This is a genomic window from Pseudomonas sp. Q12-87 (genome assembly GCF_001269755.1).
GTDB lineage: Bacteria > Pseudomonadota > Gammaproteobacteria > Pseudomonadales > Pseudomonadaceae > Aquipseudomonas > Aquipseudomonas fluorescens_S.
Window position 1 is genome coordinate 110,906 of sequence record NZ_LHVI01000038.1, and the last position, 13,011, is coordinate 123,916.

The 13,011-nt window shown below is 62.3% G+C and carries 10 protein-coding genes; 3 read left to right on the forward strand and 7 right to left on the reverse strand.

Going from position 1 to position 13,011, the window contains the following annotated elements; translation table 11 throughout:
- Positions 1-74 precede the first annotated feature (74 nt).
- Positions 75-1,475, forward strand: coding sequence for a dihydrolipoyl dehydrogenase (lpdA, locus tag AD663_RS27720; RefSeq protein ID WP_053214890.1), 1,401 nt, complete (start codon positions 75-77; stop codon positions 1,473-1,475).
- Between the two features lie 66 nt (positions 1,476-1,541).
- Here the strand turns inward: lpdA and AD663_RS27725 are convergent, their stop codons facing one another.
- From AD663_RS27725 to AD663_RS27755, 7 genes are all read right to left on the reverse strand, one after another.
- A complete protein-coding gene (locus tag AD663_RS27725) occupies positions 1,542-3,692 on the reverse strand; it encodes a hypothetical protein (protein WP_053214891.1) in 2,151 nt (716 codons plus the stop codon).
- The gene (locus AD663_RS27730; RefSeq protein ID WP_053214892.1) at positions 3,679-4,872 is read right to left on the reverse strand and encodes a DUF3142 domain-containing protein; all 1,194 of its coding nucleotides are present in this window, start codon (positions 4,870-4,872) and stop codon (positions 3,679-3,681) included. The genes AD663_RS27725 and AD663_RS27730 overlap by 14 nt, the downstream gene beginning before the upstream one ends.
- A gap of 62 nt (positions 4,873-4,934) precedes the next feature.
- Positions 4,935-5,756, reverse strand: a complete 822-nt coding sequence (locus tag AD663_RS27735) for a class I SAM-dependent methyltransferase (RefSeq protein ID WP_003187148.1) — start codon at positions 5,754-5,756, stop codon at positions 4,935-4,937.
- Complete coding sequence (locus tag AD663_RS27740) at positions 5,750-6,904, reverse strand: acyltransferase (protein WP_053214893.1); 1,155 nt, start codon at positions 6,902-6,904, stop codon at positions 5,750-5,752. Before AD663_RS27740 ends, AD663_RS27735 begins: the two co-directional genes overlap by 7 nt.
- Positions 6,901-7,785, reverse strand: coding sequence for a bifunctional 2-polyprenyl-6-hydroxyphenol methylase/3-demethylubiquinol 3-O-methyltransferase UbiG (locus tag AD663_RS27745; RefSeq protein WP_053214894.1), 885 nt, complete (start codon positions 7,783-7,785; stop codon positions 6,901-6,903). The genes AD663_RS27740 and AD663_RS27745 overlap by 4 nt, the downstream gene beginning before the upstream one ends.
- Positions 7,782-9,074, reverse strand: coding sequence for a glycosyltransferase (locus AD663_RS27750; RefSeq protein WP_003187151.1), 1,293 nt, complete (start codon positions 9,072-9,074; stop codon positions 7,782-7,784). Before AD663_RS27750 ends, AD663_RS27745 begins: the two co-directional genes overlap by 4 nt.
- Complete coding sequence (locus AD663_RS27755) at positions 9,068-10,705, reverse strand: glycosyltransferase (protein WP_053214895.1); 1,638 nt, start codon at positions 10,703-10,705, stop codon at positions 9,068-9,070. The genes AD663_RS27750 and AD663_RS27755 overlap by 7 nt, the downstream gene beginning before the upstream one ends.
- A gap of 424 nt (positions 10,706-11,129) precedes the next feature.
- Between AD663_RS27755 and AD663_RS27760 the strand changes: the two genes are divergently transcribed.
- Both AD663_RS27760 and gmd read left to right on the forward strand, forming a co-directional pair.
- Positions 11,130-12,044, forward strand: coding sequence for a GDP-mannose 4,6-dehydratase (locus tag AD663_RS27760; RefSeq protein WP_003187153.1), 915 nt, complete (start codon positions 11,130-11,132; stop codon positions 12,042-12,044).
- A complete protein-coding gene (gmd, locus tag AD663_RS27765; protein WP_003187154.1) occupies positions 12,041-13,009 on the forward strand; it encodes a GDP-mannose 4,6-dehydratase in 969 nt (322 codons plus the stop codon). The genes AD663_RS27760 and gmd overlap by 4 nt, the downstream gene beginning before the upstream one ends.
- The last annotated feature ends 2 nt before the right edge of the window (positions 13,010-13,011 follow it).

Genomic DNA, 13,011 nt, shown 5'->3' on the forward strand with positions numbered 1-13,011 from the left:
AGCCTTGACCCAAAACCCGGGAAACGCTCATATTACGTACATAATTTTTTATCAGGCCAAGCGGGAGAACAGCGATGAGTCACTACGACGTAGTCATTCTGGGTGGCGGACCCGGTGGGTATAACGCGGCGATCCGCGCTGGACAGCTGGGGTTGAAGGCCGCCTGCGTCGAAGGTCGCGCCACTCTGGGCGGCACCTGCCTGAACGTTGGCTGCATGCCTTCCAAGGCGTTGCTCCACGCCTCGGAACTTTACGAGGCGGCCAGCGGCGCGGAATTCGCCAACCTGGGTATCGACGTCAGCCCTACTCTCAACCTCGCACAGATGATGAAGCAGAAAGACGAAAGCGTGGCGGGCCTGACCAAAGGCATCGAGTTTCTGTTTCGCAAGAACAAAGTCGAGTGGATCAAGGGTTGGGGCCACATCGACGGGCCGGGCAAGGTCACCGTAACCAGCGATGACGGGCTCAGGACCGAACTCAGCGCCAAGGACATCGTCATCGCCACCGGCTCGCAACCCATGCCATTGCCAGGCGTGACAATCGATAACCAGCGCATCCTCGACTCCACTGGCGCATTGTCCCTGAGCGAAGTGCCCCGGCACCTGGTGGTGATTGGCGCGGGTGTCATCGGCCTCGAATTGGGTTCTGTCTGGCGGCGCTTGGGAGCGCAGGTGACCGTGGTGGAATATCTGGATCGCATTTGTCCCGGGGTGGACGGCGAGGCCGGCAAGACCCTGCAACGAGCCCTGGCTAAACAAGGCATTCAGTTCAAGCTCGACTCCAAGGTCACCGGCGCCGTGTCCTCAGCCACTGGCGTGCAGCTACAGGTCGAACCGGCGGCGGGCGGCGAAGCACAGACCCTGGATGCCGATTACGTGCTCGTCGCCATTGGCCGTCGTCCTTACACTCAAGGCCTGGGGTTGGAGAACGTCGGGCTGAGCCCTGACAAGCGTGGCATGCTCGCCAACACGCAGCATCGCACCGAAGCGCCGGGGGTCTGGGTAATCGGCGACGTGACGTCCGGGCCGATGCTCGCGCACAAGGCTGAAGATGAAGCCATGGTCTGTATCGAACGGATCGCCGGCAAGGCTGCGCAGGTCAACTATGCGCTGATACCCAGCGTCATCTACACCCGTCCGGAACTGGCCAGCGTCGGTAAGACCGAGGAACAGCTCAAGGCCGAAGGCCGCGCCTACAAGGTCGGCAAATTTCCGTTCACAGCCAACAGCCGGGCGAAGATCAACCATGAAACCGACGGCTTCGCCAAAGTCCTGGCTGATGAACGTACCGATGAAATCCTCGGGGTGCACCTGGTAGGCCCGAGCGTCAGTGAAATGATCGGTGAATATTGCGTGGCGATGGAGTTCGGCGCCTCAGCTGAAGACATCGCCCTGACCTGTCATCCACACCCGACGCGTTCGGAGGCCCTGCGCCAGGCGGCCATGGCTGTGGAGGGAATGGCGACGCAGATGTAGGGGCAACGCAAAGTGAGATGAGGGAGCTTGCTCCCTCGCCACCTCCGAGATCGGCCGGTTGACCATTTAGCTGGCCGAAATCCGGACCTTGCGCCGACGCCGACTGACCAATCCCAGCGCCACTGCCACCAACAGCACCACACCGCCCAGTTGCAACCAAGCCTTGTAAGGTCGCAATGCCGAGCGAATCGGGTCCAGGGCCTGGGTCACATAGCGTTTGTCCGCATTGCGAAAGTCCGGCTCCTGGCATTGATGGCCGAAATCCCCCGCCCAATCCACATAAGGACCGTCCTTCACGTACCGCTGATACAACGCGCTTTGCTCTTCCAGGCTGGAGTTATACCCGACCGCGTTGCACAACACCGCCGCAAATGCCTGGCTGGTGTGGGGGAGATAATCCGCCGCCTGGCTCGCCAACGCCGTGGCGACGAACCGATAGTGGTAACGCACGTCCGGTTGCGCGGCGCTGGCCTGCTGGCGCTGCACCTCCCCTTCCGCCACCAGCGGGCCGACTTCAAGCTCAACGGGCTCCAAGCTGTAGCTGCCGCCCAAACTGGCGTAGTCCGGCGCCATCTCATAGCCGAGCAACTCCATACCAGATTTACGCGCCAACACGGACGCATTGAAATACGCCTCGGCCCGCCGGGTCGGCCACCATTTGGACTCCGCGTCCTGACGCGACTGCCCGTAGGCCGAAGCCTTGCCCTGCAAATCGGCATTATCGAAATAGGCCGGTGCCTCGTCATAACGCCCTTCCCTCAGCAAGCGGCGGCCCAACAGGTTGCGCAGGTTCGCGGCGACCGACAGTGATACGTAGTTATCGCGATCCTGTTGAGTCAGCTCGGGCGGCGCCGGAACGTTGGCATCGACGTACTGTTTCAGCTCATCGACCGTCAGCACCCGCTCGGCGACTGCCGCGGCGTCATACCAATAGTTGCCCTGGCCGCGATAGAGCTGATCAAAGGCCTGCAAGTAATCACCCCGTTGTAATGCCAGGATCGCGCTTTCACCTTCGACCCGGCATTTGGGTTGTACCGTCTCGTAGTTCCAGTCCGGTGTACGTCGATTGCCCCAGGACTCATCGTTCGGGAAGGCCTGGGCGGCCTTGGCATAAGCGGCGGCCGCAGCGCCCTTGTCACCGTCACGCAACGCCAGTTTGGCGCGCACCCACCAGGCCAGACCCGTGTCGGCGGCTTTCTGCACAAAAGCCTTGGCGCCGTCGAAATCGCCGTGCTGGTAACTCACCGCCGCCAGGCGGTCGGCATCTTCCAGGTTGTCCCGGGCGTTGGCTTGCAGCAATTGGACGAGTTTCTTTTCGCCCGAAGGTTCTTCGCCGTCCCACCAACCGACGCGGCTGAGCAGATACGCCGCCGCCAAGCCTTGCACCGCTTTGGCCTTGAGCAATTCATTGAGGCGTTCCTCCGGCTGGACGCTCAGGTCGCCCGCCAATTGCAACAACGAGCTGTAGCCGACCGGGGAACCTTGCAAGGACTGGCTCGCATACAGGCCGATGGCACTGTTCCAATCGTCAGCGGTATAGGCCACCCGGGCTTCTTCGCCAAGGCTGGCGACGCCCAGCTCCAACGGGTCGCTGAAGCCGGCGATGCTCATTTCGCGGGCTTGGCGGAACGCTTCGCGCGCCTGGTTCTGCAAGACCACAGGGTCGCCGCTGCCCGCCTCGGTGCTCACCGCAAACAAGGCCCGTCCCAGGGAGTAGGCGGCCCAGGTGCTGCGCAACCGGCGCTGGTCGGCCGGCAGCGCCAGCAACTGTTGGAACGATTCCACGGCGAGCTGATGCTCACCGGCGTTGAAAGCGGCCGCGCCGATGGCATACAGCCGCAACTCGGCGGGCAGGTTGGCCGCTTCGGCCGTCACCTGCGCGATATCGCCCAGCGCTCGCAAGCGTTCCACTACCGCGAGCTGCGGCGGGGTCAGGCCGAGCTGCTCGGCCTTGTTGCGTTGCTCGACATAGGAGGACAGGTCGTCGTAGTTGTAGTCCGGGTTCCGGGTCGCCTCGGTAACCGGCTTGAGCCCGGCGATAGCCTGGCCCAGGCGGCTGATTTCGAAGCGAAAGTTGCCTTCGGGTAACTCGGCCAATGATTGGGCGCGGTTATCCAGCAGGCGCATCGGAAAGTCCGGCCCGCAGGCCAGCGCCTGGCCCAGCGGCAGGCTAAGGCTCAAACAAAGCAGGCGGCGAGGCCACTTACGGGTAAACATTGAAACCTCCTTGGTCGATTCTCGTACAGCGCGCCCAGCCGATTGCCCGGTGGGTGCCAGCGGCCAGGCGGCCTTCCTGAATGCGGGTGAAGGTAAGCAGTCCGGGAGTTTGTTGCAACGTGTAACCCGCCAAGGCATCGACGCCGTCACACCCGCCGACCTTCAGCGTCAGGCGCTGGGGCCAGGGGCTGTCGAGATTGCCGCGGTTAGCCAGGCGAATATCGTACAAACCGCCCTGCTCGTGCAGATCCAGGCCGAGGTGACTGTCCAGGCTGTCCCCCCGCGCCACGGCGCCGAGGGTGGTCAGGCTCCAGGCGCGCCGGTCGCCCGCCAACGGCAGGCGAAACCAGATCAGCCCGGCCAGGTGCCTGGGCGGTTCGGCACGCAACTGAGCCGCAAGCCCGGCCACCTGTTGCGGATCGGCCAGCAGTTCTCGACGCTCGCCGCCCCGGTCGATCGGCACTTCACTTTCCACCACCGGCACGCCGCTTTCCTGGGTCAGCAACGCCACGCCATAGGCCGGCAGGGCCAGATAAAACGGCCGCGTGGTGACGCCGCTCCAACGTTCGGCCCAGCGCCGGGCCTGTTCCGGATCGAACAGCCCTTGCCGCGGATCGCTCACCGCGTGGACCTGCAACACACTGCTGTCCACCATTGCCAGCAACCCAGGCAACGCCGGGCTGTCGAGCCAGGCCGGCAGCGCCGTGATGCTGAGTTTCAGTGTGGCCGGCAAGACTTGCCGCAGTCGACCCAGGAATGATTCATAGGCGGGCAAACGTGCGTTGCCCGCGTCGTGGTCGATCTCCACGCCCACCGGCGCCAGGCCCTGGGCGCTCCAATCAGCCAATACCTGCTGAATCTGCCCGATCACATCGTTCTGGTCCAAGGACTTGAGCTGGCCGTCCAGGCGAATCACAGCGATCAGCGGGCGGCCGTCAGCCTTGAGCAAGGCCGGATCGATCCGCGCACGACTCCAACCCGCCCCGGGAAAAGCTTGCAACGCCAGCACCCGCAGGCTCGAGAAATCGCCCCGACTCTGGCGCAGCGCCTGCTCGTGAGCCGGTGTCCACTGGCGCTGCCAGATATAGAGTTGTTGATCGAGCGCCGCAGTAGGTGGCTTTTCGCAGCCGCTCAAGAGCAAGGCGGCGAGGGCCAGCGAAAGCCGGGGAAGTACAGTCATGAAGCCTCACCGCAAAAGCCGAGCAGATTACCGTCACCCGGGCACCGCGAAAACAGCGGCTATCAAACCCCGCCAGGCTTACGCGCAATAATGACCTGACTCTTGGCCACCACCCCATCGAGCGCCTGCTTGATCTGCGCACCGCGGGGCGAATTCAACACGGCCTGCCATGTGTCGGCCCAGTGGTTGAGCAATGGATGATCGGCGTTGCTGAAGTCGACCTTGGCCTCCCAGAACAAGAGCATCCACATCGACCAGTAAAAGCCGTATTGGCTATGGCTCAACACCTCCAGCCCGGCCTCGCTGACCATCGCCTTGAACTGCTCTTCGCTGATGATGCGAATGTGGTTGGGCTTCTGGAAATACTCCGGCGCGGCGATGTCCTTTTGCAAGTCCTCGGAGCTTGGGTGCGGCACGCTCAGCAGGTACAACGCGCCGGGTTGGCCGACCCGCACCAGTTCAGCAAGAAATTGCGCCGGATCGTCGACGTGCTCGATGACCTCGGTGGAGACCACGCGGGTGGCCGTGGCGTCGGCGATGGGCAACGGATTGCAGTCCGTCACGTGGCACTCGATGTCGCGCGCGGGTGTATCGCCCAGGCGCTGGCGGGTGGCTTCGACCTTGGCCGCGTCGATGTCGGCAATGATGATCTTTGCCCCGCGCATGCCGCAGAAATGCACATTACCGCCGTCGCCACAGCCCACATCCAATAGCGTGTCCTGGGCGGTCACCGGGAAACCGCTGAACAATTCGCCGGTCTGCTGGTTGAACCAGCCACTGAGCATCGCATCGTGCAGCCCGAGCATGTACGGATCGACTTTTTCGACCGCAGGCGTTGCGGGTGCGGGCGCGCCCGTGGCGAGTTTCTTAAAAAGGCTCAGCATGAAGGGGCTCCAGAGACGGGAAGGACGGTTCGAGCGGCGGACAGGCGTGCAACGAGGCGGGCGCCTCGGTTACGCATGGGCATTTCCACCCAACGGTAATTGAGTTCGCTCAGCAGCCCGATCAACAGCAAGGCGCAGGCCAGGGCCAGCCAAGGGTGGCTCGCCGGGTCCGGCGAGCCCAAGGGCGAGAAACGAAACCACAGCTCGCGCAACAGGAAAAACACCGGGATGTGGATCAGGTAGATCGCGTAGGAACGACTGCCGACCCAGACCAGCGCTGTTTTCAACCGGCCACGGGGCATCAGGTAATCGCGGTCATAGGAGGCCACCCACACCAGTACGGCACTGGACACTGCAATGACGCCGAGGCGATAGAACGACAGATTGAAATGCTCGGTGGCGATCCAGGCCATCAACCCACCGAGGAGCCCGATCAGCAGCACGCCCAGTCCAGGCCAGCGCAACCATGTGGGCTCGAACCGCCAATAGCTGGAGCGCAAGCTCCAGATCGACAGCAACACCCCGAGGGCCAGGGCGTCGGTGCGGATGACCGACAGCCACAGCGCCCGCCAGGTGAAAAACTGCACCAGTACCACCGCCAGCAGTACCCAGATCAGGTACCGGCGCGAGACAAACACCAGCAGCGGCAGGATCAGGTAGAACTGCTCTTCCAGCGACAGCGTCCAGTACACGAAGCTCGCTCCGTATTCATAACGCATGAACGCGTCGGCAAAACGCAGGTTGGCAAATTGCAGCAAGCCGGCCACGGTCGCCTGCAGGTTGGCCTCGACGCTGCCGAACGCGCCGGAACGGTTGAGGAAAAACACGGCGAACAGCACCAGCAGCAGCCAGAGCCAGGCCGAGGGCAACAGGCGGAAGGCGCGGCGAATCCAGAAATCCCGTGTCGTGGCCCAGAACTGCCGTCGCGTATCACAACGGCGCAGCTGCGCAATCAAGCTGCGCCCGATGACGAACCCCGATATGGCGAAAAACAGGTCCACGCCCCACCACAACTGAAAACTGCCGGACAGGGCCGTCAGTCGCGGCCATCCACCAGGAAACGGCATGCCTTGCAGGTGGTGGAACAGCACCCCTATCACCGCGACGGCGCGCAGCAACTCGATGTCCATGATCCGCTTGCTGCTCATGAAGTTCTCCCGGACAAAGGGTCGGGCTTGCGCGCGATGATCACCTGGCTCTTGGGCATGAACCGGTCCAGTACCTGCTTGACCGCCAACCCGCCGGGTTGCGTCAACAAGTCTTGCCAGACGCCCGCCCAGCTCTCCATCAGGGGTGGATAAGGAGCGTGGATGCGGTCGCGCACGGCGCCCTCGGGATTGCGCCCCGCCGCCTGTTCGCTGGCCCAGAAGAAAATCATGCCCATGACCCAGAAAAATCCACTGGCCTGGCGATGCTCGATGACCAGCCCGGCATCCTCCACCAGGGCGGCAAATCGTTCGGCGCTGAAAACCTGAACATGGTTGGGCGACTGGAAGTAACTCGCCGGTGCGATGCCTCGCTGTAGATCTTCTCCTACCGGCGCTGGCACGCTGAGAAGGTACTGTGCCCCCGGCCGGCCCATGCGCACCAACTCCGCCATGAACGGTTCGGGATCATCGACGTGTTCGAGCACCTCCATGCAGACGATTTTGTTCGCGCAGCCATCAGCCAGGGGCAGCGGCAAGCTGTTGCTGACCAGCCCCAGGAAAGGCGCGGCGCCCTGGGCTTCGACTTGGCGAGCCAACTCTCGGACCTTGTCCTGTTCGCTGTCGGTAAAGATCACTGAAGCGCCTTGGCGCACCGCGAACAGCGTCGCCACGCCCTCGCCGCAGCCGACGTCGAGCAAGGTGTCACCCGCCGTGATGGCAAAGCCCTTGAGCAACTCGCCGGTTTCATTGCGGAACCAGCCATCGAGCATCGCGTCGTACAGGCCGGCGTCGCGGGGCGAAACAGCCGCCGCGGATGGCGCCGTCGACGGCGGCGACGGTTCGACCGGCGGCCTGAGCCAGGACAGTAATCGCCGGATCATGGCTGCGGGGCGTTCCGGCGACGCTCGCAGGCCTGTTCAATAAATGCCCGCAAGCCTTGCTCGGCGTTGGCCTGGCTGCAGAATTTTTCCAGGCTGGTCACGGCATGGGCCGACATCCGGCGATAGCGCTCGGGATCATTGATGGCCACGTCGTAGCTCGCGCGGTAGGCCGAGCACAGCGAGTCCCAGTCGGTGACGTAGCGCAGGGTCCGATAGGCCGCTCGTGGGTCGTGGGGCCAGGCGGTCAGTTCTTCAGTCGAATCCACCACGAAGGCATTGTCGTGATCGATGTAGTCGGCCATCGCCGTGTTCAAGGGTGCGATGGCCGGACGGCCGCAGGACATGAACTCCATCAGCGGCAAGCACTGCCCTTCTCCGTAGGAACAATTGACCACGTAGCGGGTGGCTTCCACCAGTCGCTCGTAGTCCGCGTCCGCCAGGTAGCCGTGGATCAGCACAATGCGGCAACGGTAGGACTGGTTCTTGTAGACGTGATGCAACATGTCGGTCAGCGCAGCGCTGACGTCGTGGTGGGTCAGCTTGAGCACCAGGGTCGCGTCAGGAACGTCGCGGAACGTCGTGCAAAACGCGCTGATCATGTCCTTCCAGTTCTTGCGCCCGTCGTAGGGGTTGAACACCGAGGTGTAGATCACGCCGTCCAGCAGCAACTCACAATCCTGCGCCGGGCCATCGAGCACCAGCGGAGTACCAGCCTGATGCGCCGGCGGGCCGTAGGGCCGCAAGTCAGTGGTGCGGCTGTCGATCAGCAGGCCACGCAATTGCAGGCGCATGTGATCGACCGTCGGCCGCTGGGCCAGCAGCGCGCCCCGGGCGGCAAACCGGTCCCAAACCGGCGCCGCGATGGCGACAATGGGGAAATCCGCGCCCATCGCTTCCCGGACGGTATCGACGGTGAAACTGGAATGTGTGATTGCCATGCCGGTTGTGCCAAGCACCACTCGCCAGTCATGGCGGGGTTCGCCCTGCCAGCTTTCGGTCGGGATGGTGCTGAATTCCCAGGCAAACACGGGGATGGTCGGGCAGGCATAGTGCACTGCGGTGCGATGAGGTGGTGAGAACGACAGGAACACGCAGTCTTCGCCACGCCGCAGGCAATCGGCATGCAGCAGGTCGACCTCTTCGTCCGGCCGGGTCACTTCCACGACTCGCCCCAGCCGTTCGAGTACCGGACGGAACTCCTTGAGCACGAAGTAGTAGCTGTACTCGGGCTTGCCAAGGTTTTCGAGGATGTTGCTCTGGTTGGTTTCCGAATGAATGATGATCAGCATGATGCGGACCCCGCCTCGACCACCAGCGACAACTCATCGCCTTCTGGCACCGCGAGAAAATCAACCAGGCGCTGCTGCACCGGAGCAAAACCGCAATAACGGCGCATGCGCTCGTTGGCGGCCACGGCCATGGCCTGGTAGGCCTGCGGCTGGAGTTTGGCCAGGGCATAACTCTGCTGGTAGGCAAGCTTCAATGAACCCCAGTCGGGCCGATGGCGCAGGGTGCGGTACAAAATGCGCGAATCTTCCGGCCAGATGGTCGGTTCGCGGCTGGACTTGACGATAAAGGCCACCTCGGCGTCGATGTAGTCGCGCATCGCCGTATGGTCCGGCGCAATGACCGGTCGCCCGCTAGACATGAACTCCATCAGCGGCAGGCACAGGCCTTCGCAGCGGGACGCATTGACGTAAAAACTCGCCGCACCATACAGCCGGGCGAATTGCTCGTCCTCCAGATAACCGTGCATTACCACCACTCGACAACTGAACGGCGACAACTGGGACAGCAGCGTCAGCAGTTCGACGTAATAGGTCGACAGGTCGTTCTGGGTCATTTTCAGCACCAGCGTGGCGTCCTCGACATCCCGCAGGGCCCAACAGAACGCGGTGATCAGGTGATGCCAGTTCTTGCGCCCGTCATCGGGGTTGAACACGCTGACATACACCACCCCGTTGACTTCGATTTCCACCACCTGACTGGTGTCCGGCAGCACGGCTTGGGGATGATCAACGGGAGCTGGCTCTGGATCTGGCGCCGGCAATGGCTCGACAATCGGCAGTGACGGCGCCGAGCGCCCCCTCAGGATCCGGCTGACCAGCACACGTGCAGGCACCGGCACCAAGTCGCGGACCGCTTCGCGGTACCAGCACAGCAGATTGTGCTTGAACAACCACAACGGACCCTGCTCGGCCTTGCCGGTGAAGGCACGAATGACCTCACGCAAATAATGACGGGAAATGAACGCGCGGCGCCGCCAGGTCAAGGGTGGCGGCTCGATGATCGGTTCTGGTTCTGGTTCTGGTTCCGGCTCCGGTTCTGGCACCGGTGTGTCTTCCAGCATTGGTGCGATCAAGCCATCGGCAGAGAGCCCGAGGGGGCGGCTATCGATAATGCAGCCCTTGATCTGCAGGACTATCCCCGGGTTGACCGGCCTGCTCGGAAATTGCTCACGAACCGTCGCGAAACGCTCCCATAGCGGCGTCGGCAAGACCAGTACCGGGAATTCCTCGCCCAAGGTACGGCGGATCGCTTCGGCCGTGTGGCTGGACAAGGTAATCACCCGGCCATGACGGGCCAGGGTGCGGCTCCAGTCGTGGCGCAGGTCATCGTCCCAGTGCTCGGCCGGGATCGAATCGAACTCCCAGGCCACCACGCAGACCATTGGGCAGAGCAGATCGACAGGCGTCTTGTGGGGTGGGGAAAACGAAAGGAACAAGCAGTCCTGGCCGGCCTGCCGCAATTTCTGGTAAAGCGGATCGACTTCCGCGACCGACGACACCACATGCACCGGGCCCAGGCTTTCAAGCACGGGCCGGTAAGCCTTGAGCACGAAATAATAGCTATATTCAGGGCGGCCAAGGCTCTGGCTGATGGAGTGATCGTTTACGTCCGAGTAAAGAATGAAATTCATGGCATCCCATCATGGAGCCGCCATCCCGGCCACTCCACTTCATGACGGTCGAGTCTCGAATCGAACCGGCCTGGGGCCGCATCCATTCGATCGTCTTCTGACCCGTCTCGTTCTTGTTTTTAGTAGCCCTGGCCGTGCGCTTCGATCCGAGAATCAGAATCGGGCCGGCGTAGTGACGAGGGCATTCTAAACACATCCACCAAGCGTTCGTGAACCGCTCGATGAGAATAAACCGGCTATAAATATGAGAACTGACCGGTCACGGTCTGCGCTGTTGAAATTGCGTTGAAATTGGCACAAATTGGCAACCAAACAACTACAACAAACGCTTCTCTACGCTGATTGTTGAGTGACTTTTCCCCGAACTTACGGAAATTTCCCACTCAGTTTGCGATAGACGAGGCAACCGTACGGGGGCTAGTGCTTGAAAAAACGTCTGTTCGTTACGGGCCTCAGCGGTTTCGTTGGACGCCACCTCAAATCTCGACTCAATGGTCATGATTCGACGTGGCAGTTGATGCCTGTCGCCGCCCGCTATGACCTGACAGAGGCAAAGACCCTGGAAGGCCTCTGGCCCGAGATTCCCGACGCCGTCATCCACCTTGCCGGCCAGACGTTTGTCCCCGAAGCCTTTCGCGATCCGGCGCGCACCTTGCAAATCAATCTGCTCGGCACCCTGAATCTGCTTCAGGCCCTCAAGGCCCGGGGGTTCACCGGGACATTCCTGTATGTCAGCACCGGCGATGTCTACGGCCAAGTCGCTGACAACCAACTGCCGATCACCGAACTGCACGCCCCGGCCCCACGCAATCCTTATGCCGTGAGCAAACTCTCGGCCGAGCTGCTGAGCCTGCAATGGGGCATGAGCGAAGGCTGGCCGGTGCTGGTGGCCCGCCCGTTCAATCACATCGGTCCCGGCCAGAAAGACAGCTTCGTCATTGCCAGCGCCGCCCGGCAGATCAGCCGTATCAAGCAAGGACTGCAACCGGCGCGTCTGCAAGTGGGCGATATCGACGTGACCCGCGATTTTCTCGATGTCAGCGACGTGATCTCGGCCTACCTGGCGCTGCTGGAAAAGGGTATGGCGGGGCAGGTCTACAACATCTGCTCGGGTCGCGAGCAGAGCATTCGCAGCCTGATCGAACAACTGGGCGACATCGCCCAGGTCGATGTGCAACTGATCCAGGACCCGGCGCGTCTTCGCCGTGCAGAACAGCGTCGCGTCTGTGGTAGCCCCGCCAAGCTACGACAGGCAACGGGATGGACGCCTGAAACAACAACACAACAATCCTTGCGGGCGATCCTGTCCGACTGGGAGATACGGGTACAAGAAGAATGAAAAGTGCACTCATCACAGGGATCACCGGCCAGGATGGCGCGTATCTGGCCAAGCTGCTGCTCGACAAGGGTTACAAAGTCCATGGGCTGGTGGCGCGACGAAGCAGCGATTCACGCTGGCGGTTGCGCGAGATGGGGATCGAGCACGACATCGTTTACCTGGACGGTGACATGGCCGACGCCTGTTCGGTGCAGCGAGCCGTGATCAAGTCGGCGCCGGACGAGCTGTATAACCTCGCCGCGCAAAGTTTCGTTGCCGCATCCTGGGACCAGCCGGTAACCACCGGCATCGTCGACGGGCTGGGGGTCACCCACCTGCTCGAAGCCATTCGCCAGTTCAGCCCGCATACCCGCTTCTACCAGGCGTCCACCAGCGAAATGTTCGGCTTGATCCAGGCCGAGCAACAGGACGAACACACGCCGTTCTACCCGCGCAGCCCGTATGGCGTGGCGAAACTGTACGGCCATTGGATCACCGTCAACTACCGTGAAAGCTTCGGCCTGCATGCCAGCAGCGGCATCCTGTTCAATCACGAGTCGCCCTTGCGCGGCATCGAATTCGTCACCCGCAAGGTCACCGACGCCGCCGCGCGTATCAAGCAGGGCAAGCAGCGGGAATTGCGCCTGGGCAATATCGACGCCAAGCGCGACTGGGGCTTTGCCGGCGACTATGTCGAGGCCATGTGGCTGATGTTGCAACAGGACAAGCCCGACGATTTCGTCGTCGCCACGGGCGTTACCACGACCGTCAGGGACATGTGCAAGATCGCCTTCGAGCACGTGGGCCTGGACTACCGTGACTTCGTGAAGATCGACCCGGCGTTTTTCCGCCCGGCCGAAGTCGAGGTGCTGCTCGGCAACCCGGCCAAGGCCCAACGGGTATTGGGCTGGAAGCCCAGGACTGACCTCGACACCTTGATCCGCATGATGATGGATGCGGACATGAAACGCGTCGCCAAGGAGTAGGC